Here is a 21,811-nt window from a genome sequence, read left to right on the forward strand (position 1 = left end):
CGCCGCCTCCGGTTCAAGATCACGCGCTCACGACATATCTTTGCTATATCAGCCGGAAAAATCGCCGCTGTCCAGAAAGGCTTGGTCGTCGGTGCGGTTACGCTATCGGGGCGCCCGGTACCGCGCCGACGGTACCGCTCGCGCCTTGCGCCGGCCGGGGGTCTAATTTACTAACGGACAGACGCGCTCCTAGCTCAGCTGGATAGAGCATCGGATTTCGATTCCGAGGGTCGGGAGTTCGAATCTCTCGGAGCGCGCCACTTCGGTACAGAACTGGGCACGCCAAATCCCGCCGTTTTTGCGCTTTCAGCGGCGACTAGCGTGCGCAGGAGCGCGCTTTTCGATCCCATGATGCGCAATTCTTTCTGATCGACTTCGATGCGTTGGGCGAGGGCGCGGAGGTGATCGCGGCGGTAACTTCCGCTCTCGGTCCGCATGCGCTTGCGGGCGCTCCTGGCAAACGTTTTGAGCGCGTCCGGTGTGATCGTCGGTCCGGCCTGTCCGATCGCATCCTCGGCCCGCTCCGCGTCAAGGCGGGCTTGATCGCCCGTGGCTTTCAGCTCGGCGATCCGGGATAGCAGACGCTAAAGCTGACGTCGCAAAATCGACGCGATTGGACATCGCGCGGTCAACTTCAGATCAAGAGGACGTAATCCGGTTGATCTAGGTCAACACCGATAGCTTTCCATCTGTCACATGTACGCGTTGGCGTTGTTGGTTGCGCTGTCGTTCGGGTTGAAGACTTGCGCTCCTTTCAGAGCCGGCGCCCTCAGGACGGATCCTTAAGCGCAAGACGAGAGGATTTTGGGATGTTCAAGTTTCCATTAGCACTGGCAGGCGTTTCTGGAATGCTTCTTACCCTCGCGACGCAAACCGCCGCCCAAACAGTTTCTAATCGGCCCGCTGGCGTCGACTGCTATGGCAAGACATTGGCTGATCTGCGCTCGAGCGGCCGCGTCATGGAGTTCAAACCGACGAAGTAAGTGCAAGCAGCGGGGCGGGATGATAATCCCGCATCTTCCAACCAATTTGAGAGAGGTTGTCATGAGCACGATGCAAGTCGGTCGGCCGCCCGGAATCGGCCTTGGGTCTGTTATGGTGCATGCATTGGCGAAGAACTGGTGGATGCTATTGTTGCGCGGCGTCGCCGCGATCATCTTTGGTGTGCTCGCCTTTGCCTGGCCGGGCATGACTATCCTGACGTTGATCATGTTCTACGGCGCGTTCGCGCTGATCGATGGAGTGCTCGCTGTCGTTGCCGCCATTACCGGTGGCGCGCCTGCACCACGCTGGTGGCTGGCCATTGTCGGTCTGCTTGGCATTGCGACAGGGCTCCTCGTGTTCATGATGCCAGGTCTTACCGCGCTTGTGCTGCTGTATTTCATCGCCGGCTGGGCGATTGCGACCGGTGTGTTTCAGATTATCGGCGCGATCAGGCTGCGCAAGGAAATCGACGACGAGTGGTACCTGATTCTGAGTGGCGTCGTTTCGGTCCTGTTCGGCATCGGCGTCATGATGGCTCCCGGTGCGGGTGCGCTCGCGCTGCTCTGGGTCATCGGAATTTACGCCGTTGTCATGGGCGCGATCATGGTCGCACTGGCGTTTCGGTTGAAGAAGTTCGCCCGTCCGTGATGTCGGTATTCGCGTCGCGGAGCTGACGCAGAACAATATTTCTGATTGCTGAGAGGACTATAGATATGAACTCAGTCAGGACCGTCTTGCTCGCTTCGCTCGCAGTCGCCGCTGGAGCGACAATCGCACCGGCGGGGGCTCAGCAGCCACAGCCTGTGGGGCCGTACAAGGATTTCAACGGCACCATCAATCTTGATGTCCGCGATTCAAAGGCCGACTGGGGGCCGTTCACGCCGAAGAAGGCGCCCGAGGGCGCGCCGAACATCCTGTTCGTGCTCTAAGACGACACCGGGCTTGCCGCCTGGTCGACCTATGGCGGCCGGATCAGCATGCCCACCATCGACAAGCTGGCGCAGAACGGGATCACCTACACGCAGTGGCACACGGTGGCGCTGTGTTCGCCGACCCGGTCCACGCTGCTGACGGGACGCAACCACACCTTGAACGGTATGGCGGCCATCACGGAGGGCTCCAACGGCTTTCCGGGCTGGGCGGGTCGTATACCGCCGCAAGCCGCTACAATCGCACAGGTGCTTCAAGACAATGGCTACAGCACCTTTTGGCTCGGCAAGAACCATAACGTGCCGGAGCAGGATGTTGCCGAGGGCGGCGATCGCAAGACTTGGCCGCTCGGCCAGGGATTCGAGCGCTACTACGGATTCATCGGCGGCGAGACCAATCAGTGGTATCCGGACCTCGTCGAGGACAATCACTTCATCGAGCCGCCGGCCTCACCGGAGCAGGGCTACCATCTTTCCAAGGACCTTGCCGATCAGGCGATCAAGATGATCCGGAACCAGCAGGCCGCCACCCCCTCGAAACCGTGGTTCATGTTTTACAATCCGGGCGCCAATCATGCGCCACACCAGGCTCCGAAGGAGTACATCGCCAAATACAAGGGTAAGTTCGACGACGGTTACGAAGCTTACCGCACCTGGGTGCTGGCGCGCATGATCGAGAAGGGCATCGTGCCGAAGGACACAAAGCTCACGCCGATCAATCCGCTGCCGGAGTCCCAGGCGAACCCGGCCGACGCCGTTCGCCCGTGGAACACGCTCAACGCGGACGAGAAGAAACTGTTCTCACACATGGCCGAGGTGTGGGCGGGATTGTCCGAATACACCGATGCGCAGATTGGCCGCGTCATCGACTACCTGGAGAAGACCGGGCAGCTCGAGAACACGATGGTGCTCTACGCCGCCGACAACGGCACCTCCGGCGAAGGCACGCCGAACGGTTCTGTCAACGAGAACAAGTTCTTTAATGGCTATCCCGATGATCTGGCCGAGAACATGAAGCTGTTCGACAAGCTCGGGGGACCTGACACCTACGGCCATTTCCCCACAGGTTGGGCTGTCGCATTCTCGACACCGTTCCAGATGTTCAAGCGCTACTCGCAATACTCCGGCGGTACGGCCGATCCGCTTGTCATTTCGTGGCCGAAGGGCATCAAGGCGCGTGGCGAGATCCGCGACCAGTACCACCACTCGGTGGACATCGTGCCGACCATTCTCGACGTCGTCGGACTGGAAATGCCTAAGGTGTACCGGGGCGTAGAGCAGTTCCCGCTCTCCGGTGTATCAATGAAGTACACCTTCGATGCGGCACCTCATGCGCCGACGCAGAAGAAGCGGCAGTTCTACTCCATGCTCGGCACACGCGGGATGTGGGAGGACGGCTGGCTCGCTGCGGCGGTGCACGCCCCGTTCACCGGCAAGGGTCATTTCGATCAGGACCAGTGGCAGCTCTACCATGTCGACACGGACCGTTCGGAGTCGACTGACCTGGCGAACCAGTATCCCGAGAAGCTGGAGGCGCTGAAGAAGGCATGGAACGAGGAAGCCCGAGCCAATCTTGCTCTGCCGATTGACGACCGCAGCGCGTCCGAACTTCTTACCGTCGAGCGCCCGTCGGCAGAGCCGATTCGCGACCGCTACGTCTATTACCCCGATACGGCGCCCGTGCCGGAAGGCGTTGCCGTCAACGTGCGTAATCGCTCGTACAAGATCCTCGCCAATGTCGAGATATCAGATGTGAACGCTGGCGGCGTGATCTTCGCTCACGGCTCGCGCTTCGGCGGGCACGCGTTGTTCATCAAGGATCACAAGCTCTACTATGTCTACAACTTCCTCGGCATCAAGCCCGAGCAGAAGTTCGTCTCGTCGGTTGAACTGAAGCCCGGAAAATACACGCTCGGCATGGAGTTCACGCGGACAGGTGCCGGTCCCCACCACGAGTCTTTGGGCACCATGAAGCTGTACGTCAACGACAAGGTCGTTGCTGAGGGCCCGATGAAGACGCAGCCGGCCAAGTTCACATTGTCGGGCGACGGCCTCTGCGTCGGCTACGACAGCGGCGACGCCGTGAGCGCCGAATACAAGACGCCCGGCACATTCCACGGCGGGACCATCCAGGGTGTCGGCATCACGGTCGAAAAGGCTTCATACGAGGCCCTCGAAATGGAAGCACAGAGAGCGCTGGCTCGCGACTAGACTAGTGAGGAGGTCCACAGTTCTGCGGGCTGCTCGTACGGCCCCGTGATCACTCTGCCTGAAGACCACGCGCTGAGAAACGCGAATGTCTGTTTGTAGCCCTTCGCGTGTATCTCGGAGGCTGATCGAGATTACCGCTATTTGAGGGTAAGCAGACCACCCGGCAACATCGGGGAATCCACGATGCGTAGTGCTGGATGGCAAAGCATCGCAGACTTGCCAATTGGAGCGTATCGCGGGCTGCAGCATCATAGGGGAATCGCGAAGGAGTAGTGCCCACCTTCATCGGCCGTGGCGCGCCACCGCCCTGTTCAGCCAAGCGTGAACGCCGTCCCGCTTGTGGGTCATCCCGAACCGGCGCAGACTTTGCGCCCGCCTTCAGGTTCAGGATCGCGCTCATGTCCCACGCGGATCAATCCACCTCCTCCAAGGCCATTGCCGTGCTTCGCGTCACCAGCGGCAATTTCCTTGAGATGTTCGATTTCTTCCTGTTCGGATTTTACGCCACCTATATCGCAGCGGCCTTCTTTCCCTCCCATAACGAATTCACCTCGCTGCTCGCGACCTTCATGACTTTTGGCGCGGGCTTCCTGATGCGGCCGCTCGGCGCCGTCGTGCTCGGCGCCTATATCGACAAGGTCGGCCGCCGAATCGGTCTGATCGTCACGCTGTCGATCATGGCGGTCGGCACCGTGCTGCTCGCCTTCACGCCGAGCTATGCCAGCATCGGCCTGCTCGCGCCCTTCCTCGTTTTGATCGGCCGGCTGCTGCAAGGCTTCTCCGCCGGTGTCGAACTCGGTGGCGTGTCCGTCTATCTCGCGGAGATCGCGCCACCCAACCAGAAGGGCTTCTATGTCGCCTGGCAATCCGGCAGCCAGCAGGTCGCCATCATCGTCGCGGCGCTGATTGGCTACACGCTCAACCGCACGCTCGCGGTGGAGGTGATCCACGACTGGGGCTGGCGCATCCCCTTCCTGATCGGCTCCCTGATCGTTCCTTTCATCTTCGTCATCCGGCGCAAGCTGGAGGAGACAGAAGAATTCCTCGCCCGCAAGCATCACCCGACCATACGGGAAATTCTCGCCTCGCTGACATCGAATTGGCGCATCGTCATTCTCGGCATGATGCTCGCGGTGATGACGACGGTGTCGTTCTATCTCATCACCGTCTACACCCCGACCTTCGGCAAGAGCGTGCTCAAGCTCTCGATCACGGATTCCCTGATCGTGACGTTCGCGATCGCGCTTTCGAACCTGTTCTGGCTGCCTGTCATGGGCGCGCTGTCCGATCGCATCGGACGAAAGCCGATTTTAGCCGGGATCACCATTCTGACCATTCTGACCGCCTACCCCACGATGTCATGGTTGGTCGCAAGCCCCTCCTTCGCCCGCATGCTGGAAGTGGAACTCTGGCTGTCGTTCCTGTACGGCAGTTACAACGGCGCGATGGTGGTCGCGCTGACGGAAGTGGTGCCGCCGAACGTGCGCACAGTCAGCTTCTCGTTGTGCTACAGCCTTGCGACCGCATTATTCGGCGGCTTCACGCCCGCGGTGTCCACCGCATTGATCGAACTGACCGGCGACAAGGCCGCGCCAGCGATGTGGATGACGGCCGCCGCCGTTTGCGGCCTTGCCGCCACGCTGCTGATTTACGGACGAAAGACCAAAGTGCTCAGTCCGGCCATGCCTTGATTGCACCTCAGGCGTGAACCAAACCATAAACCTCGGGCAAAGGCGCAACGGTTCCTTAACGCCACCGTCAATTCGAGGTTCGGGAACATGCCTCGCTGGCATAATCTGCCGGCGGAGGCTGTCCATGATCCATCTCGTCAAGGTCGCCGATGTGCTCGCCGCCAATATCGGCGTGCGTGCGCCCGCCACCATCGACACCAGCGACAAGGATGCCACGAGCTATTGGGCTTACCGGCTCAACGTCTCGCCGCAGGATCTTGCTGACGCGATCGCGAAGGTCGGCCCTTCGGTCGCGGCTATCCGCCAGCACCTCAACACCTGAAAGCTACCGCGCCGCTTACAGCGCCGCGCGCTTGTCGAACCTCGCCACCCGCGACAGCAGATAATCGACTTCGGACCGCGCCGCGGGTGTCAGGCCGGACGCCGGCTTGCGCTGTGCGTCGGAAGCCAGCAGGCCGCGCTTCTTCAGAACATACTTGCGCACCGCAAGGCCCACGCCCTGCTGCTGCTCGTAGCGGACCAGCGGCAGATGTGCATCGAACAGATCGTGCGCCGCATCGCGCTTGCCTTCCTTCGACAGCCGCACGACATCGACCAGCATGTCGGGAAACGCATAACCCGTCATCGCGCCGTCCGCGCCGCGCTCCATTTCAAAATCAAGGAACAGTCCGCCATTGCCGGTGAGGATCGACAACGGCCGCAGCGATCCGTCCTTCTGGAAGTTGCGCAGCGCCGTGATCTTCTCGAGACCCGGCCAATCTTCATGCTTGAGCATGACGCAGGACGGGTTCTCGGAGACGATGCGTTTGATGACGGCAGGCGTCATTACCACCGACAGCGTCAGCGGATAATCCTGCAATACCCACGGCACATCGCCGCCGATCGCCTCGACCGCCTGGCGGAAATAATTAACGATCTGATCGTCGGTGCGCAGCGACGGCACCGGCGCGATCATTACCGCCGCCGCACCGGCATCCATCGCGCCGTGTGCGAGCGAACGCATCGCGGCGAATCCCGGCGCGGACACGCCGACAATCACCTGCCTGTTGCCTGCGCGCTTGATGAAGCGCGACGCGACCGCGAGGGATTCTTCGCCATCGAGCTTCGGCGCTTCGCCGAGAATGCCAAGGACGGTGACCCCGGCGCAGCCGACCTCGCCATAGAAATCGCTGAGGCGATCGATCGAGCCTTCATCGATCCGGCCATCATCGTGGAATGGCGTGGGCGCAATGGTGAACGTGCCGTTCGCGGCAGGGGTCAGTTTCATGGTGATCTCGGCAGGATTCAAAAGGGTGAGATGGTTCCGAAGCGTTAGCATATTTGAAGGCAGCGGGAACCCCGCACTTGCGCATATCCGAGAGGTGGAAAGCTCGGAACATCAGGAACTGGCGTCCCTCCGGGCGGTTGCCTTTTCAAGGCATCCAACGAGGAGGATACAATCATGATTGTTGACCGTGATCCGAACGATCTGGCGCGGGATCAAGAGGAATGGCGCCGCCGTCAGACACTGGACAACGAATTGCAGGCCGATCCGGAGTTGGCGGAAGGCTCTGCGGGCGGCGGTCGAATCGCATTGTTCGCGATTGCTGTGCTCGCGATCCTCGGCGTCGTGCTTTACGGGTTGAACAGCACCTCGCCGACCGACACCGCCAGCAATCCGCCGGCGCAGACGTCAGCCAGCGGCACGACGGCGCCGGGCAAGATGTCTCCGAACAGCAATCCGGGCCAGACCACGGGCTCGGCGCCTGCCCCGGCGCCCAAGGCCGCGCCGCCTGCGGCTAACCAGTCACCGTCGCCCAGTGGCGCTGCGTCCGGCAGCAACGCGCCTGCCGGTGCATCGGGCAGCGAATAACGACCGGACCCTCGCTCCATCCGGAGCGAGGGTCTATTTTTCGTCGAAGAGACGATTGAGGTCGGCGTATTTCGCGGCATGAGCGAATTCGCCGAACTCGCCCTTCTCCAGAATCTCGTGCGCAGCACGCTGCACCGCGCCCCATGCGGCGCGCGCCATCGCACCGCCGACGCTGATCCGCCGCACGCCTAGCTCCGCCAATTCCATGACGCTGAGGCCCGGCGCGCCCATCAGGATGTTGACCGGCTTGGGAGCAACCGCCTTCACCATTTCGGCGACCTGCTCGCGTTTCGTGACACCCGGCGCATAAAGACATTCCGCGCCAGCCTCGGAATAAGCCACCAGACGGCGGATCACCTTGGCAAGGTCTGTCTCGCCCGTGAGGAAGCCTTCACAGCGGCCAATCAGCATGACATCGGCCTTGCTGGCATCGATGGCGCTGCGAGCGGCCGCGACGCGCTCGACGGCTTCATGAAAATCGTAGAGCGGCTGGCGCGCATCGCCGGTCGCGTCCTCGATCGACAGGCCGGCCACACCGGTCTCGATGCAGCGGCGGACATTGGTGGCCACCCCTTGCGGCGTTTCGGCAAACCCGCTCTCGAAATCGGCGTTCACCGGCAGGTCGGTCGCCGCGCAAAGCACCGACAGATGCGACAAGACGTCCTCGCACGTCACCTTGTTGTCCGGCCGCCCCTGCGACCACGCATAACCGGAACTGGTGGAGGCGAGAGCCTTGAAGCCCATCGCGGCGAACAGTCGTGCGCTGCCGACATCCCAGGGATTGGGCAGAACGAAACAGCCGCTGTCATGCAGACGGCGGAAAATGGTGCGTTTGCGGTCCAACGAAATCGGCATTCAAGCTCTCTCCTGTCTGTCCGAGCTATATCATGGCGAATGCGCAGTTGACATCCGATAGCAAGATTCGGCGTAATCGCTGCGCTTTTGACAGGCTTTCAGGACTGGGGCGGTTCATGTTGCGATCATTGATGCTGACCGGCGCGGCGCTGGTCTCGGCGGCCTCCATGGCGATGGCCTATGACATCAAGCCGAAAACGCCGGACACCGCGTTTTCCGGAAAATTACGCCCCGATATCATCGGCATTTCCAGCAGCGACGACGCCGCGAAGGTCGGCGGCACGTTCGAGGCCTATCTGAAGGATTTCCCGAACGCCAAACCGCAGGCCACCCAGCAGAAGTTCGGCAGCACCGACGTGACCTACGCCACCTTCATGAGATTCGACGCGCCGGCAAGCAAGGACCATGGCGCGGAATCGATGGAGGTGCATTTCACCTCGCCCGCGAGCGGCAATTTCGCCTATTACATCGCTCGCGATCTCGGCTTCGCCAAGGACAAGCAGCCCACGCAGCAGGAGATGATCCAGCGCGTGACCGATAAATACGGCAAGCCCACCGCGATCGGAGACGGCAGGCTGTATTATTTCTACAAGGGCGGAAAAACCGTCTCCGTCAAGCAGAAGTATACACCCGAGGGCGCCGTGACCGCGCTCAACGAACCGATCAGCCCGAGGGCCGCCGTTGCGCTCAACGATTCCAATGGCCGTGGCAGTTGCGTCGCGGTGCTGAAGCATGTTCAGGCCGAGCCGGAGAAATCGCTCGATCAGCTTGCCAAGGACGCGAAGAACGCCAACTGCGACGCGCTTCTCGACATTGCATTGTCTTCCGGCAGCGCGAAGGATCGCGTCGGCAAGGCCGTCTTCACCCTGATCGACTTCAAGCGCATCGCAAGCGCGGCGAAGATCGACAACGAGGCGCGCGCGGCCGAGAAAAACGCACCGCAGAAAGCCTCGTCGGGCGGCTCCCCGAAGCTCTGAGCTTTCACCAATCCATCAGCAGGATGTGATGCGCGGCAAGCGGCTGCCGCCTTCGCGGCATTCGCGCGATCTCCTATGATGCCATTCCATCCGGGAGACGATCATGAAGCATCTCTATGCCGCCATCTTGCTGCTTGCCTCGTTGGGCGTCGCTCACGCGCAAACGCCCGCCGCGAATGACACGCCGCAGAAGGAGCCTTACGGCATCGGGCTGGAGGGCTATCCGTACCCCTACCCCGTTCATCTGTTGCCACTGGTCAATGAAGGCGAACAGGTGCGGATGGCCTATATGGATGTCGCGGCGACCAGCCCGAATGGCCGCACCGTGGTCCTGCTGCACGGGCGCAATTTCCCGTCGAGCTACTGGGCGCCCGTCATTAAGGTGCTGAGCAACAACGGCTACCGCGTCGTGGTGCCGGACCAGATCGGTTTCGGCAAATCCTCCAAGCCGACCTTCGACCTGCATTTCGACACGCTGGCGCGCAACACCATCGCGCTGCTCGATCATTTACAGATTCCAAGGGCCGATATTGTCGCCCACTCGCTCGGCGGCATGCTGGCGGTGCGCATCTCACGCGCCTACCCTGATCGCGTCGATCACCTTATTCTCACCAACCCGATCGGACTCGAGGATTACCGGCTCTATGTGCCGCCGACTCCGACCGAGAAAATTCTGGCGCATGAAGACAAGCTCACCGCCGAGGCCTACCGCAAACAGCTCGTCAACAACTATTCGCTGAAACTGCCACCTGAGCAGATCACGCCGTTCATCGATGCGCGCTTCGGCATCAAGCAGAGCCCTGAATATCCGCGCTGGCTGCGCGCCTTTGTGAATTCGGCGCAGATGATCTACCGCGAGCCGGTGGCGCATGAAATTCCGCTTATTACCGAACCGACGCTGTTCATCATGGGCGAGGACGATCACAACGCGCCGGGCAAGCCGAACGCGCCCGAGGCGCTGCGGCCGAAAATGGGCCACAACGCCGATCTCGCCCGCGCACTGGCAGCGAAAATGCCGCATGGCCGTGCGGAGATCATTCCCCATGCCGGGCATCTGGCTTTTCTGGAGGAGCCGGAAAAGTTCAACAAGCTGATGCTGGATTTCCTGGCATCGAAATAATCGGGGCGGGAAATTCCCGCCCCTTCATCTCAATAATAGTAATAGCGGCGGCGCCAATGGCGATGACGCCAGTGCCGGCGGCGCCAATGCCTCCTGTGCCAGCCCCAGTGACGGCGGCGATGCCAGTGATGACGGTGCCAGTGACGATGATGCCAGCGCACCTTCTCCACCTTCGCGCCCTCGACATCCTGCGACGTCGCAACAGCGGGCTTGGCCTCGGTTTCGGGACTTGGCGGCTCTTTCGTGAGCGGCGATGGCGTCGGCGTCATGGCCTGCGCCGCACGCGCTGTCACGACCGCGCCTGCGGCCATGCCCAAAGCGATCTTCAGGAAGTCACGTCTTTCCATGTTCAATCCCTTCTCGCTGCCTCCAGCAGCCAGCCTCGCCGCTGCGGGATGAACGTCACCTGAATTGAACAAGTTCCCCAATCAGCGGATTTTACCCGACAACCGCATGACGAAGACCAGAACCTCCGCTACCGCTCTGTAGAGTTCAGCCGGAATCTCGTCGCCGATCTCGACATTGGAGAGCGCGCCCGCCAGCACTTCATTCTCCTGAATGGCGACATCGTGTTCGCTGGCGACTTCGATGATCTTTTTCGCGATCTCGCCCTTGCCCTTGGCGACGACGCGCGGCGCGCCCTTGCGATCGTAATGCAGCGCAACCGCAAGCGTGTTCTGGATCGGAGTTGTTGTCGTCGTCATAGCGCGCGATCCAGAAAATGCCCGCTCGGCGCGGACTGCGCGGGCGGCACGCCGCTGCCGATCACGATATCGCCCGGCGTCAGCTCGGCCTCGCGCAGGGCCGCCGAAAGCTGCGGCGCTTCGGCGCGCAGACGCTCGGTCGTCGCGCTGCGCTCCGCCCACATCCGTACCGATGTCCGCTCTCCCGCGAGCGACACTTGCGCATGCACCGGACCCGCCGGTTCGAGATCGATGGAGAAACGCGCGCGCCAGACCCGGCTCGGCGCTTCGGCCGACGCATTCTCGCCACCGCCATCGCGCGAGATTTCAAATTGCGCCACCGCCGTGCCCTGCGGGGTCGCGAACGGAACCTCGAAATTCCAGCGCGCCGTCGGATCGAATTTGGCGTGCGTGGTCTGATCCGGCAATGACGCGATCTGCAACAGCGTCTGGCGCGCGAGCGCGGCATCGGTGTCGTCGAGCAGGCGATGCGCCACGGCGTCCGCCGGTGTACGATGGTCGATCGTCGGTGGCACGGCGGGTTGCGCGGATGTCGCCGCACCACGGAATGGTGGCGGCACGCCATCGGCATCCGCCGCAACCGCATGGCCTGCCGCTGCGGACTGCGCGAGTGACGCGCCCTCCTCCGCAAGCAAGGACGCCACCGCATCCTGCACGCCTTTCGGGAACGCACGCAAAATCATTTGTAGAGAATCAGCTGGCGCCGCCGCTGTGCCTTTGCCCGAAAGCAAGGCTGAAGCATCGCGCACAGGAAACGTCGGATCGCCCAGATCCTCGACTTCAACTTCGCTCGTGACCTGCACCACCGCACCGGGCAGCATGATCTCTTCCATCTCTGCTACGGGCACGGCTGCGGGCGCGATCGAAGGTGCCGCGATCTCGGCCTGCGCTCGCGCCTGCCCTTGCTGCGCGAATTGCCCGGGTACGGCGGCTTCATCCAGCGGCGGCTGTGCGGCGTCGCCAAGCCACGAGCCGAGGATCTGCCTGAACACGATCAGCGCGGCCTTGAGGTCCGGTGCAGCCGTTGCGTTCGTCGAAACACTCGCGGGCGCGGCCACCGCCTGTTTCTGCGATTGTTCGTAGAACAGCCCGGACTGCCGGAATGCGGTCGCGATGTCGTCGCCGCTCAAATTCTCGCTCAGCGCCGGGCGGCCTGCGAGCAGCGAATGCGCCGCCTGCTGCAACACATCGGGCACCTGGCTGGAGGTTGCCGCCACCGTGAGATTGGCGAACAGCGGCGACAGGCTGCCCTGCTGTCCTGCGGCGGCCTGCAATGCCTTGGCAACCGCGACGACTTCAAGCGGCGTCAGCGGCCGGGTGACGGAGACACCTTGCGCATCGCTCGGAACCGAAGGTGCGCTCGGCGCAATGGAGGGGCTGACGAGCGTTGCAGGCTGCGCTGGAGAGGATGTGTCAGGCGCCGCCTGCGGCACGATCTGCAGGCGCACGCCGTCCGGCGTTTGCGACACTGCAAGTTGTAACGTCTGCCCGGCCTGCAACGGTACTTCGGACGCTACCTCGATCGACAGCGAGGCGACGGCGATGCGCACGAAATCGTTTGCCAGCACCTGCAGCACCCTGGCGTCGATCACGCTGCCGGGTTGCAGCGTCACCGAAGGCGAGACTGCATCGGCGGCAATCACCGGCGTGATCGGATTGATGCTGATGGCCATGAACGCTCCGCGAGTTCGGAGCCCACGGTATCGTCGCGTCGTTAATCTCTCGTTAACTAGCGCCCCGGCATCTAGCGCGGAACCGCCTCCAGCACCTTCACGGCAGCATCGAAATCGCGCCGCCGCTGGGCACGGCGCTGCGTTACGTCCTCGTCCGCGCCCCATTGCTGGCTGTTCCAGTCCTCATCGACATGCGCCGCGGCCCAGACCTCATCCGGCGTCAGCGCCTTGCGATATAATGCGAGCGCCAGCAGCGCCGATCCGGTGATCGTCGTCACCACATGCATCGCGGCGACCGCCCAAGGGGTTTCGGGCAAAGCCTGACGTGCCGCTTTAACTGCGGGCTCCGGCTGCTTCACATGCATCACGCCCTCGGCGAGGATGAAATGCGCCCCCAGTTCATCGGCCAGCCAGCGCAGTGCCGGGTCCCAATGTTCGGCTTGCCGGGCAATGAGTTCCTCGGGAAAGCTCGCGCGATAGAACAAGAGATCAGTGTCGAAATATTTCGCGATGTCGTCGCGCACCGCCGCCACGTCGTCCGCAACGCCGTCGATGGTGCTGTTCGCCAGTCGCGTCACCGGCATCGACAGCGGGTCGATGGAATCCGTCTGCGCGCCCCACTCCGCCGCCATCGCCTCGGCCAACTCGCGCACGGGAGCACTCAGGAACCGCTTGCCGGGTGTGCGCACCTGCTTGCCGTCAAGCGTGACCGCAAAGCCCTCCGGAGTCTCTGCGACGCCAGCCGATTCATAGAAACGCTTGCGCAGCGGCGTCGTTGAGGATTTGCGCGAGGCTTCCCGCGGATCGAGCGGCGAATGGCCCTGTGCCTCGTCGAACAACTCACGCATATTGCGAACTTCTCTTTCTCTTATCGCTGGTGGGCACAGTTGCGGGCATAGGCCGAGCGTTGGCCGGGGCCAAGACCCATCGCGGCGCCCTCATCGAGACAGTGCGACATCCGCTGGCCGAAGGAATCCCGCTTCTGCGGCTTGAGCACCTGTTTCGGCGGCTTGCCTTCCTGCACGTAGCCGGGCGTCGTGTTCTGCAACGCGAACGGCGGCGGGGAATTCATGGTCGGCACCTGCGGCACCGTGATGGCCGGTGGCGGCGGTGGAGCCGGCGGCGGCGGAAGCACCGCTCTGCCGCTGGGGGTGGTGTAGATCTGCGCGAACGCAGTTGCGCCAAGCGGCGCGATGCATAACAGACAGACGACAACCAGCTTGCGCATGGAACACCCTACTCTTCCGGCGCATCCTCGATCGGGTCGAACCTGTCAGCCTCGAGCCCGAGCAGATTCCAAGATTGCAGCATATGCGGCGGCAACGGCGCGGTCACGTCGATCACGCCGCCGCGCGGATGCGGGATAACGATGCGGCGCGCCAGAAGATGCAGCCGCTTCTGTAACCCGCCCGGAAGCTGCCAGTTCTCCTTGTTGAAATATTTAGGATCGCCCACGATGGCGTGATCGATATGCGCCATATGGGCGCGCAACTGATGCGTGCGGCCGGTCACCGGCTTGAGCGACACCCAGGCGAGCTTCTGGGCGGAAGCCTCGACCACCGCATAATAGGTCACGGCGTGGGCGGCGCCCTCGTCGCCGTGCTCCGCGATGCGCATGATCGAATCTTCCTCGTTCTCTTCCTTGGCGAGATAGGTCGATATGCGCCCCTGCTTCGGCTTCGGCACGCCAGCGACCAACGCCCAATAGATCTTGCGCGCCGAGCGATGGCGGAACGAGCCGGTCAGCACGGACGCCGCGAAGCGTGTCTTGGCGATCAGCAAGCAGCCGGAGGTTTCGCGGTCGAGCCGGTGCACGAGACGCGGCCGCTGGCCCTTGGCGTCGCGCATCACTTCCAGCATCTGATCGACATGACGCGACAGGCCCGAGCCGCCCTGCACGGCCAAGCCCGCGGGCTTGTTCAGTACCATCACGTCGGCGTCCTCGAACAGGATCATCTTGCGCAATTCTTCGAGCGTCTTGGTCGCGGCCTCGGAGAGGTTGCCGCCCGTCTTCGGCGCGTCGAGCTTCAGCGGCGGAATGCGAACGCTCTGGCCTTCCTCAAGACGATCCTTGCTGTCGGCGCGCTTGCCGTTGACGCGCAATTCACCCTTCCGGACGATGCGCTGGATATGGGAGAACGACAGGCCCGGAAACCGCGCCTCAAGAAAGCGATCGACCCGCATGTTGTTCTCGTCGGCGGTGACGACAACGGTCTGCACCTTGGTCGGCAAAGGTGGCGCGGGCTTCTTCTCCTCCCGCACCTCGGGAAACGCCTCGTGCGCGGCCTTCGCCGGGCGGCGTGGCTTCTGATCGCCAAACCGCGCACCCGGCTTGTCGAACGAGCGCTGGGTCGGCCCGCGCTTGTCCGAGCCCTTTTTGGCGAAAGACGGCTTGGCGCGCTTGTCGCCACGCTTCTCGCCTTTCTTGGCCTCGCGCACCGATTTCTTTTCGAGGGGTTTGCGGAAACGCCGGCTCATGACGATTTGTCTTTTCTCAGTTTCGCCCAGTAATCGAGGCGTTTGCGAATCTCGCGCTCAAAGCCGCGCTCGGGCGGATTGTAGAAGGTCTGGCGGCCAAGCGCCTCCGGGAAATAGTCCTGCCCGGAAAAACCTTCCGGCGTGTCATGGTCGTATTCGTAGCCTTCGCCGTAGTTTTCGGCCTTCATCAGCTTGGTCGGCGCATTGAGGATGTGCTTGGGCGGCAACAGCGAACCCGCCTGTTTCGCCGTGCGCATCGCCGCGCCGAAGGCCTTGTAGGAGGCATTCGATTTCGGCGCGGTCGCGACATACACGACTGCTTGGGCGATGGCGAGTTCGCCTTCGGGCGAGCCGAGAAAGTCATAGGCATCCTTGGCGGCGTTGGCGACGACCAGCGCCTGCGGGTCCGCCATGCCGATGTCTTCCACCGCCATTCGCACCACGCGCCGCGCCAGGAACAGGGGGTCTTCGCCCGCATCGAGCATCCGTGCGAGATAATAGAGAGCGGCATCGGGGTCGGAGCCGCGCACCGATTTATGCAAGGCCGAGATCAGGTTGTAATGACCGTCGGCGGACTTGTCGTAGATCGGCGCGCGCCGCTGCAGGATCTCCTGCAACTGCGCCGCATTGAATACCTCGTCGGCACGGGCGGCGCGCCAGACTTCTTCCGCCAACGTCAGCGCCGCGCGCCCATCGCCGTCAGCCATCCGCACCAGCACGGCGCGCGCCTCGGAATCGAGCGGCAACGCCCGGCCCTCGATTTCTTCGGCCCGTGCATAGAGCTTTTCGATCGCGGCATCGTCGAGCGAATGAAACACCAGCACGCGCGCCCGCGACAGCAGCGCCGCGTTGAGCTCGAACGACGGATTTTCCGTGGTCGCACCGACCAGCACGACCGTGCCGTCTTCCATCACCGGCAGGAATGAATCCTGCTGCGCGCGATTGAAGCGATGCACCTCATCGACGAACAACAATGTGCCCTTGCCGGTTTCGCGACGCGCGCGCGCGGCGTCGAACACCTTCTTCAGGTCCGCGACGCCGGAAAACACCGCCGAGATCTGCTCGAAATGCAGTTCGGTGGCATCCGCCAACAGCCGTGCCACCGTGGTCTTGCCGGTGCCGGGCGGCCCCCAGAAGATCAGCGAGCCGAGCGTACGCGTCTCCAGCATGCGCGTCAGCGCGCCGTCCGGCCCGAGAATGTGGTCCTGCCCCACGACATCGGCGAGCGCATGCGGACGCAATTTCTCCGGCAGCGGACGCGGCGCGTCCTGCTCCAGCCCTGCGGCGGCAAAGAGATTCGCAGATGGCGCGGCGCGCTTTGCGTTCATGAAGAACCTGCCTGCTCTCCCGGCCCCGCCGTTATCCGCCCAACGTGACGTTGATGCGCTGGCCGCCGCGAATGATGGTAATGCGCCAGAGCCGCGCCGGTTCGCTGGTCACCTGCTCCAGATCGCTGGTTTTTGCGATGGTCTTGCCGTTCACGGCGGTGATAATGTCGCCCTTCTGGAAGCCTACATTCGAGGCCAGCGCATTGTCGGCCACCGCGGTGACGACCACGCCTTCGACATTGGAATCCAGCCGCAACTCATCGGCAAGCGCCGGCGAGATATTGGCAACCCGCGCGCCCTGGAACGGCGAACGCGACTTCAGTTCGATTTCATCGCGACCGGTGTCGGGCGCGACCTCCAGCGGCACCTTGAGCTTGATGACGACGTTCTGCCGCCGCACGTCCACCTGCGCTGTGCCGCCAAGCGGCCGGGTGGCGAAGCGATAGTCGAACCCGTTGGGGTCATCGACGTTCTGGCCGTCGATCGACACAATGAGATCGGAAACCTTCATGCCCGCCTTCGCTGCCGGGCTGTTCGGGGCAATGTTCGTCACCAGCGCTCCACTCGGGCGCGGCAGGCCGAGCGTTTCGGCGATTTCGGGCGTCACGGCCTGTAACCGCGCGCCGAGCCACGGACGCCGCACGGCCTTGCCGCCGCTCTTGGCGGACGCGACCACCACGCGCACCATGTTCGCCGGGATCGCGAAGCCGATGCCTTGCGAGCCGCCCGAGCGCGAGAAGATCGCGGTGTTGAGGCCGACGAGCTTGCCCTGCATGTCCACCAGCGCGCCGCCGGAATTGCCGGGGTTGATCGCCGCATCGGTCTGGATGAAGAACTGATAATCGGTGATGCCGACCTGTGTCCGCGCCAGTGCCGAGACAATGCCGTGTGTCACCGTCTGGCCGACGCCGAACGGGTTGCCGATCGCGAGCACCACGTCACCCACCTGCAATTCATCGGAATTGGCGAGATCGAGCGTGGGGAATTTCTCGTGCGTTCCCTTGAGGCGCAGCACCGCAAGGTCGGTGCGGCTGTCCTTCAATACGATCTCGGCCTCGAACTCGCGCTTGTCGGATAACGACACCTTGACCTGATCCGCGCCCTCGATGACGTGATTGTTCGTCACCACGAGGCCGGAGGAATCCACCAGCACGCCCGAGCCGAGCGAGCGCTGCATCTGCTCCTGCTGGCCGCCGGGCACGCCGAAGAAGCGGCGGAAAATCGGATCGTCCAGAAGCGGATTGCGGTTCTGCACGATCTTGGCGGCATACACATTCACCACCGCAGGCTGCACATGCTGCACGATCGGCGCATAGGACAACCGCAACTGATTCATCGAGGACGGCACCACCCGGTCCTGCGCGACAACGGGTGCGGCCGCGAGGGTCGCGAATGAAAGGACAGCCAAACCGAAGATGCGAGAAACAATCATGCATGAATTCCGCTGTGAAAGAGCATCGATATAATGGGGCTACGCACGGGAGGCGAGCCGGAGAATCCGTCACGCCGCACGTTTGCGGGCGATTTTTGGTTTTTGCGAGGCTGCGCTGGCTGCCGCCAGCCGGGCCTTGTGCTCGATGCCCCAGGCCCGCAGGGCATCGATGACCGGGCGAAGCCGCTGGCCGGTCTGCGACAGCGCATATTCCACGCGTGGCGGCACTTCCGGATAGACCGTGCGGGTAATCAGCCCGTCTTCCTCCAGCGCCCGCAACTGCTTGGTGAGCATCCGCTGGGTGATGCCCGGCATTTTCCGGCGCAGCTCGCCGAACCGGAGCAAACCCTCCTGCAAGTGAAACAGGATCACGCCCTTCCACTTGCCATCGATCAGCCCCAGCGTGACCTCGACCGCGCAGCCTGCTTCGCCGCGACCGCTCCCTTGGTCGTTCCCTTGGCCGTTCTTGCGCTTCATCATGAGCCTTTCCGCATTCCGGCAAAGCCGGGCGCGAATTCCATGGTATCAATTATGGTACTATCTCACATCCTCGACAGTACTTGCAAATAACGTCCCGACGGCTCCTTATGGGGCATATTCAAGACCAAAGGAGACGCGGAATGAAGGCCGTCGGACACCAGCAACCCTTGCCGATCGAGGACGAGCGCTCCCTGCTCGACTGCGACGTGCCGAAGCCCGAACCCGGGCCGCGTGACATCCGCGTCGCGATCAAGGCGGTGTCGGTCAATCCGATCGACACGAAGGTGCGCAAGCGTGCCACCCCACCCGCGGGCGAATACAAAATCCTGGGCTACGACGCCGCGGGCATCGTCGACACCGTCGGCTCCGAGGTGACGCTATTCCAGCCGGGCGACGAGGTGTTCTATGCCGGTTCGCTCGTCCGTCAGGGCACCAATGCCGAATTCCATGTCGTCGATGAACGCATCGTCGGGCGCAAGCCGCGCACGTTGTCGTTCGCCGAGGCAGCCGCCCTGCCGCTGACCTCGATCACCGCATGGGAGTTGATGTTCGACCGGATGGGCATTGCACAGGGCAAGGCCGACAACCGCACGCTGCTCATCATCGGCGGAGCCGGCGGCGTCGGCTCGATCATGATCCAGCTCGCGCGCAAGCTGACCGGCCTCACCGTGATCGCCACCGCCTCCCGGCCGGAAACGATCGAGTGGTGCCTCGATCTCGGCGCGCATCATGTCGTCGATCATTCCCAGCCGATGAAGGAGCAGATCGAGAAGCTGAACCTGCCGCCGGTCGCGTGGATGGCATCGCTGACCGCGACCGACCAGCATTTCAAGGCGATGGCGGATATCCTCGCGCCGCAGGGCGTGATCGGCCTGATCGACGATCCGCCGCCGCTCGACATCACCCTCATCAAGTTCAAGGCAGGCTCGCTGCGCTGGGAATCGATGTTCACGCGCTCGACGTTCCAGACGCCCGACATGGTCGCGCAGCACCACCTGCTCAACCGGGTTGCCGACATGATCGACGCCGGCGAAATCAAGACCACGCTCGACAAGGTGTTCGGCAAGATCACCGCTTCGAACCTGCGGGCCGCCCACGCCACCATTGAAAGCGGCAAGTCCATCGGTAAGATCGTGCTGGAGGGATGGTAGACGCCAAAACGGGGGCTACATGAAAATCGTAAAGCTGATCGCAGCCGCGGCAATTCTCGCGCTTTCCACGTCCATTTCGTTCGCGCAGGCGCTGGAAAAGAAAAGCATCGCACTCGGCGTCGGCGGCAAGCCCCTGCTCTATTACCTGCCGCTGACGCTGGCCGAGCGGTTGGGTTACTTCAAGGAAGCCGGGCTCGACGTTCAGATCAACGATTTCGGCGGCGGCGCCAAATCGTTGCAGGCGCTGATCGGTGGCTCGCTGGACGTGGTCACCGGCGCCTATGAGCACACCATCCGCATGCAGGCGAAGGGGCAGGACATTCGCGCCGTCATCGTGCTCGGACGTTATCCGGGCATCGTGCTGGCCGTCCGCAAGGACAAGGCCGCGAATTTCAAATCAATCGCCGACCTGAAAGGCATGAATATCGGCATTACCGCGCCGGGCTCATCGACGCACAGTCTCGTGCAATACCTCATGATCAAGAACGGCCTGAGCCCGCACGATGCCTCCTTCATCGGCGTCGGCAGCGGCGCGCAGGCGGTCGCGGCGGTTCAGAACAAGCAGGTCGACGCCATCTCGCATCTCGACCCGGTCATCACCAAGCTGGAGCAGACCGGCGACATCAAGGTCATTGTCGATACGCGGACAACCAAAGGCACCATGGATGTGTTCGGCGCGACCAACCCGGCCGCCGTGCTCTACATGAAGAAGGACTTCATCGACAAAAACCCGAAGACGGTGCAGGCGCTGGTCAACGTCTTCAAGAAGACGCTGACGTGGCTCTCCAAGGCCACGCCGGAGCAGATCGCAGAGGTCGTGCCGCACGAATACTGGCTCGGCGACAAGGCGCTTTATCTCAAGGCACTGGAGAACTCGCGCGAGAGCTATTCGATCGACGGCTCCATGTCGCGCAAGGACATGGAAACATCGCTCGACCTGATCGCCAAGACCGATCCGGGCTTCAAGGCATCCTCGGTCAAGCTCGAGAACACCTTCGACGACCGCTTCCTGAAAGCGGCCCCTTAAACGGTCCGCAAATCGATCAGGCGATCGTCGGCACCAGTCCGCCTTCAGCGCGCAGCGCAGCGCCGTTGGTGATCGAGGCTTCGCGCGAAGCGACATACACCACCATGTTGGCGACCTCGTCCACGGTCGCAAACCGCTGGATCAGCGACGACGGCCGGTGCTCCCTGATAAAATTCGCCGCTGCCGTCTCGACCGATTGGCCGTTCTGCTTGGCGAGATCCGCCACGAACGTCTCTACGCCCTCCGACATCGTCGGCCCCGGCATCACCGCATTCACCGTCACGGCGGTGCCCTTGGTCATCTCGGCCAATCCGCGTGAGACCGACAATTGCGCGGTCTTGGTCATGCCGTAATGGATCATCTCTTTCGGGATCATGATCGCGGATTCGGAGGCGATGAAAACAATCCGTCCCCAGTTCTTCTCCAGCATGCCCGGCATATAGGCCCGCGACAGCCGCACGCCCGACATGACGTTGACGTTAAAGAACCGATGCCAGTCCTCGTCCGGAATATCGAAAAACGGCTTCGGCTCGAAGATGCCGGCATTGTTGATAAGAATATCGACCTGCGGCACGGCCTTCACGAGAGCCGCGCAGCCCTCCGCCGTCGACACGTCAGCCGCAACGCCGCGCACCTTCGCCGACGGTGCAATCTTGCCGATGGACGCGATAGCCTGATCGACCTTGGCCTGGCTGCGGCCATTAACGATGACATCGGCCCCTGCTCCCGCAAGGCCCTTGGCGATGGCGTGACCGATGCCGCCGGTCGAACCGGTGACGAGCGCTGTGGTGCCGGACAAATCGATTTTCATGAGAACCTCCTTTGGCTGACACCGATATGGTCACACCCCGTGACGGACGCCATCATCGTTCGCAGAAAAGTGTCGGTGGCGGCACGCACAAAAAAGCGGCGCCGAAGC

The 21,811-nt window shown here is 62.6% G+C and carries 22 protein-coding genes, 1 tRNA gene and 1 pseudogene; 12 read left to right on the forward strand and 12 right to left on the reverse strand.

Going from position 1 to position 21,811, the window contains the following annotated elements; genetic code table 11:
* Positions 1-183: 183 nt before the first annotated feature.
* From AFIDRAFT_RS17575 to AFIDRAFT_RS17600, 7 genes and pseudogenes are all read left to right on the forward strand, one after another.
* Positions 184-260, forward strand: a tRNA-Arg gene (locus AFIDRAFT_RS17575).
* Positions 261-809: 549 nt separating this feature from the next.
* Positions 810-983 (forward strand): hypothetical protein, encoded by a 174-nt coding sequence (locus tag AFIDRAFT_RS19890; RefSeq protein ID WP_009340995.1) that lies wholly within the window; start codon positions 810-812, stop codon positions 981-983.
* 61 nt (positions 984-1,044) lie between these two features.
* The gene (locus AFIDRAFT_RS17585) at positions 1,045-1,632 is read left to right on the forward strand and encodes an HdeD family acid-resistance protein (RefSeq protein WP_009340996.1); all 588 of its coding nucleotides are present in this window, start codon (positions 1,045-1,047) and stop codon (positions 1,630-1,632) included.
* A 65-nt stretch (positions 1,633-1,697) separates the two neighbouring features.
* Complete coding sequence (locus AFIDRAFT_RS20290) at positions 1,698-1,913, forward strand: hypothetical protein (protein ID WP_009340997.1); 216 nt, start codon at positions 1,698-1,700, stop codon at positions 1,911-1,913.
* Between the two features lie 12 nt (positions 1,914-1,925).
* A pseudogene (locus tag AFIDRAFT_RS17590) lies at positions 1,926-4,124 on the forward strand (arylsulfatase); the annotation flags it as partial.
* Between the two features lie 398 nt (positions 4,125-4,522).
* Positions 4,523-5,815, forward strand: a complete 1,293-nt coding sequence (locus AFIDRAFT_RS17595) for an MFS transporter (protein WP_009340999.1) — start codon at positions 4,523-4,525, stop codon at positions 5,813-5,815.
* Between the two features lie 124 nt (positions 5,816-5,939).
* On the forward strand, positions 5,940-6,137 hold the full coding sequence (locus AFIDRAFT_RS17600) for a DUF3606 domain-containing protein (RefSeq protein ID WP_009341000.1): 198 nt from the start codon (positions 5,940-5,942) through the stop codon (positions 6,135-6,137).
* Positions 6,138-6,152: 15 nt separating this feature from the next.
* Here the strand turns inward: AFIDRAFT_RS17600 and AFIDRAFT_RS17605 are convergent, their stop codons facing one another.
* Positions 6,153-7,082, reverse strand: coding sequence for a dihydrodipicolinate synthase family protein (locus AFIDRAFT_RS17605; protein WP_009341001.1), 930 nt, complete (start codon positions 7,080-7,082; stop codon positions 6,153-6,155).
* A 174-nt stretch (positions 7,083-7,256) separates the two neighbouring features.
* On the opposite strand from AFIDRAFT_RS17605, the gene AFIDRAFT_RS17610 reads away from it, so the two are divergent.
* Positions 7,257-7,667, forward strand: a complete 411-nt coding sequence (locus tag AFIDRAFT_RS17610) for a hypothetical protein (protein WP_009341002.1) — start codon at positions 7,257-7,259, stop codon at positions 7,665-7,667.
* Between the two features lie 33 nt (positions 7,668-7,700).
* Here AFIDRAFT_RS17610 and AFIDRAFT_RS17615 read toward each other — a convergent pair whose 3' ends face one another.
* A complete protein-coding gene (locus tag AFIDRAFT_RS17615) occupies positions 7,701-8,522 on the reverse strand; it encodes an isocitrate lyase/PEP mutase family protein (protein ID WP_009341003.1) in 822 nt (273 codons plus the stop codon).
* Between the two features lie 116 nt (positions 8,523-8,638).
* Between AFIDRAFT_RS17615 and AFIDRAFT_RS17620 the strand changes: the two genes are divergently transcribed.
* Together AFIDRAFT_RS17620 and AFIDRAFT_RS17625 are read left to right on the forward strand one after the other, a co-directional pair.
* Positions 8,639-9,499, forward strand: coding sequence for a hypothetical protein (locus AFIDRAFT_RS17620; RefSeq protein ID WP_009341004.1), 861 nt, complete (start codon positions 8,639-8,641; stop codon positions 9,497-9,499).
* Positions 9,500-9,602: 103 nt separating this feature from the next.
* A complete protein-coding gene (locus AFIDRAFT_RS17625) occupies positions 9,603-10,619 on the forward strand; it encodes an alpha/beta fold hydrolase (RefSeq protein ID WP_009341006.1) in 1,017 nt (338 codons plus the stop codon).
* Positions 10,620-10,648: 29 nt separating this feature from the next.
* Here AFIDRAFT_RS17625 and AFIDRAFT_RS17630 read toward each other — a convergent pair whose 3' ends face one another.
* The 9 genes from AFIDRAFT_RS17630 to AFIDRAFT_RS17670 form a co-directional block, all read right to left on the reverse strand.
* Positions 10,649-10,966, reverse strand: a complete 318-nt coding sequence (locus AFIDRAFT_RS17630) for a twin-arginine translocation signal domain-containing protein (RefSeq protein WP_009341008.1) — start codon at positions 10,964-10,966, stop codon at positions 10,649-10,651.
* 81 nt (positions 10,967-11,047) lie between these two features.
* Entirely contained in the window at positions 11,048-11,323 is a 276-nt protein-coding gene (locus AFIDRAFT_RS20435; RefSeq protein ID WP_009341010.1) for an EscU/YscU/HrcU family type III secretion system export apparatus switch protein, read from the reverse strand.
* Positions 11,320-12,996: a flagellar hook-length control protein FliK gene (fliK, locus tag AFIDRAFT_RS20440; protein WP_009341012.1), complete on the reverse strand. Its 1,677-nt coding sequence runs from the start codon at positions 12,994-12,996 to the stop codon at positions 11,320-11,322. The genes AFIDRAFT_RS20435 and fliK overlap by 4 nt, the downstream gene beginning before the upstream one ends.
* Before the next feature lie 71 nt (positions 12,997-13,067).
* A complete protein-coding gene (locus tag AFIDRAFT_RS17645; RefSeq protein ID WP_009341014.1) occupies positions 13,068-13,844 on the reverse strand; it encodes an ATP12 family chaperone protein in 777 nt (258 codons plus the stop codon).
* Between the two features lie 20 nt (positions 13,845-13,864).
* Positions 13,865-14,224, reverse strand: coding sequence for a hypothetical protein (locus tag AFIDRAFT_RS17650; RefSeq protein WP_009341016.1), 360 nt, complete (start codon positions 14,222-14,224; stop codon positions 13,865-13,867).
* Positions 14,225-14,232: 8 nt separating this feature from the next.
* Positions 14,233-15,474: an RluA family pseudouridine synthase gene (locus AFIDRAFT_RS17655; RefSeq protein ID WP_009341018.1), complete on the reverse strand. Its 1,242-nt coding sequence runs from the start codon at positions 15,472-15,474 to the stop codon at positions 14,233-14,235.
* On the reverse strand, positions 15,471-16,802 hold the full coding sequence (locus AFIDRAFT_RS17660; RefSeq protein WP_009341020.1) for a replication-associated recombination protein A: 1,332 nt from the start codon (positions 16,800-16,802) through the stop codon (positions 15,471-15,473). Before AFIDRAFT_RS17660 ends, AFIDRAFT_RS17655 begins: the two co-directional genes overlap by 4 nt.
* 31 nt (positions 16,803-16,833) lie before the next feature.
* On the reverse strand, positions 16,834-18,234 hold the full coding sequence (locus AFIDRAFT_RS17665) for a DegQ family serine endoprotease (RefSeq protein WP_009341022.1): 1,401 nt from the start codon (positions 18,232-18,234) through the stop codon (positions 16,834-16,836).
* Between the two features lie 69 nt (positions 18,235-18,303).
* On the reverse strand, positions 18,304-18,714 hold the full coding sequence (locus AFIDRAFT_RS17670) for a winged helix-turn-helix transcriptional regulator (protein ID WP_009341023.1): 411 nt from the start codon (positions 18,712-18,714) through the stop codon (positions 18,304-18,306).
* Positions 18,715-18,854: 140 nt separating this feature from the next.
* On the opposite strand from AFIDRAFT_RS17670, the gene AFIDRAFT_RS17675 reads away from it, so the two are divergent.
* Together AFIDRAFT_RS17675 and AFIDRAFT_RS17680 are read left to right on the forward strand one after the other, a co-directional pair.
* Positions 18,855-19,865, forward strand: coding sequence for a zinc-binding alcohol dehydrogenase family protein (locus AFIDRAFT_RS17675; RefSeq protein ID WP_009341025.1), 1,011 nt, complete (start codon positions 18,855-18,857; stop codon positions 19,863-19,865).
* 19 nt (positions 19,866-19,884) lie between these two features.
* Positions 19,885-20,892, forward strand: coding sequence for an ABC transporter substrate-binding protein (locus tag AFIDRAFT_RS17680; protein ID WP_009341027.1), 1,008 nt, complete (start codon positions 19,885-19,887; stop codon positions 20,890-20,892).
* A 16-nt stretch (positions 20,893-20,908) separates the two neighbouring features.
* Here AFIDRAFT_RS17680 and AFIDRAFT_RS17685 read toward each other — a convergent pair whose 3' ends face one another.
* The gene (locus AFIDRAFT_RS17685; RefSeq protein ID WP_009341029.1) at positions 20,909-21,703 is read right to left on the reverse strand and encodes an SDR family NAD(P)-dependent oxidoreductase; all 795 of its coding nucleotides are present in this window, start codon (positions 21,701-21,703) and stop codon (positions 20,909-20,911) included.
* Positions 21,704-21,811 lie beyond the last annotated feature (108 nt).

Origin of the sequence: Afipia sp. 1NLS2 (assembly GCF_000178995.1) — a bacterium.
Classification (GTDB): domain Bacteria; phylum Pseudomonadota; class Alphaproteobacteria; order Rhizobiales; family Xanthobacteraceae; genus Afipia.

Excerpts from the sequence above, each read along its gene's own strand:
- AFIDRAFT_RS19890 (WP_009340995.1), top strand. The coding sequence starts at position 810 with ATGTTCAAGTTTCCATTAGCACTGGCAGGCGTTTCTGGAATGCTTCTT.
- AFIDRAFT_RS17585 (WP_009340996.1), top strand. The coding sequence starts at position 1,045 with ATGAGCACGATGCAAGTCGGTCGGCCGCCCGGAATCGGCCTTGGGTCT.
- AFIDRAFT_RS20290 (WP_009340997.1), top strand. The coding sequence starts at position 1,698 with ATGAACTCAGTCAGGACCGTCTTGCTCGCTTCGCTCGCAGTCGCCGCT.
- AFIDRAFT_RS17595 (WP_009340999.1), top strand. The coding sequence starts at position 4,523 with ATGTCCCACGCGGATCAATCCACCTCCTCCAAGGCCATTGCCGTGCTT.
- AFIDRAFT_RS17600 (WP_009341000.1), top strand. The coding sequence starts at position 5,940 with ATGATCCATCTCGTCAAGGTCGCCGATGTGCTCGCCGCCAATATCGGC.
- AFIDRAFT_RS17605 (WP_009341001.1), bottom strand. The coding sequence starts at position 7,082 with ATGAAACTGACCCCTGCCGCGAACGGCACGTTCACCATTGCGCCCACG.
- AFIDRAFT_RS17610 (WP_009341002.1), top strand. The coding sequence starts at position 7,257 with ATGATTGTTGACCGTGATCCGAACGATCTGGCGCGGGATCAAGAGGAA.
- AFIDRAFT_RS17615 (WP_009341003.1), bottom strand. The coding sequence starts at position 8,522 with ATGCCGATTTCGTTGGACCGCAAACGCACCATTTTCCGCCGTCTGCAT.
- AFIDRAFT_RS17620 (WP_009341004.1), top strand. The coding sequence starts at position 8,639 with ATGTTGCGATCATTGATGCTGACCGGCGCGGCGCTGGTCTCGGCGGCC.
- AFIDRAFT_RS17625 (WP_009341006.1), top strand. The coding sequence starts at position 9,603 with ATGAAGCATCTCTATGCCGCCATCTTGCTGCTTGCCTCGTTGGGCGTC.
- AFIDRAFT_RS17630 (WP_009341008.1), bottom strand. The coding sequence starts at position 10,966 with ATGGAAAGACGTGACTTCCTGAAGATCGCTTTGGGCATGGCCGCAGGC.
- AFIDRAFT_RS20435 (WP_009341010.1), bottom strand. The coding sequence starts at position 11,323 with ATGACGACGACAACAACTCCGATCCAGAACACGCTTGCGGTTGCGCTG.
- fliK (WP_009341012.1), bottom strand. The coding sequence starts at position 12,996 with ATGGCCATCAGCATCAATCCGATCACGCCGGTGATTGCCGCCGATGCA.
- AFIDRAFT_RS17645 (WP_009341014.1), bottom strand. The coding sequence starts at position 13,844 with ATGCGTGAGTTGTTCGACGAGGCACAGGGCCATTCGCCGCTCGATCCG.
- AFIDRAFT_RS17650 (WP_009341016.1), bottom strand. The coding sequence starts at position 14,224 with ATGCGCAAGCTGGTTGTCGTCTGTCTGTTATGCATCGCGCCGCTTGGC.
- AFIDRAFT_RS17655 (WP_009341018.1), bottom strand. The coding sequence starts at position 15,474 with ATGAGCCGGCGTTTCCGCAAACCCCTCGAAAAGAAATCGGTGCGCGAG.
- AFIDRAFT_RS17660 (WP_009341020.1), bottom strand. The coding sequence starts at position 16,802 with ATGAACGCAAAGCGCGCCGCGCCATCTGCGAATCTCTTTGCCGCCGCA.
- AFIDRAFT_RS17665 (WP_009341022.1), bottom strand. The coding sequence starts at position 18,234 with ATGATTGTTTCTCGCATCTTCGGTTTGGCTGTCCTTTCATTCGCGACC.
- AFIDRAFT_RS17670 (WP_009341023.1), bottom strand. The coding sequence starts at position 18,714 with ATGATGAAGCGCAAGAACGGCCAAGGGAACGACCAAGGGAGCGGTCGC.
- AFIDRAFT_RS17675 (WP_009341025.1), top strand. The coding sequence starts at position 18,855 with ATGAAGGCCGTCGGACACCAGCAACCCTTGCCGATCGAGGACGAGCGC.
- AFIDRAFT_RS17680 (WP_009341027.1), top strand. The coding sequence starts at position 19,885 with ATGAAAATCGTAAAGCTGATCGCAGCCGCGGCAATTCTCGCGCTTTCC.
- AFIDRAFT_RS17685 (WP_009341029.1), bottom strand. The coding sequence starts at position 21,703 with ATGAAAATCGATTTGTCCGGCACCACAGCGCTCGTCACCGGTTCGACC.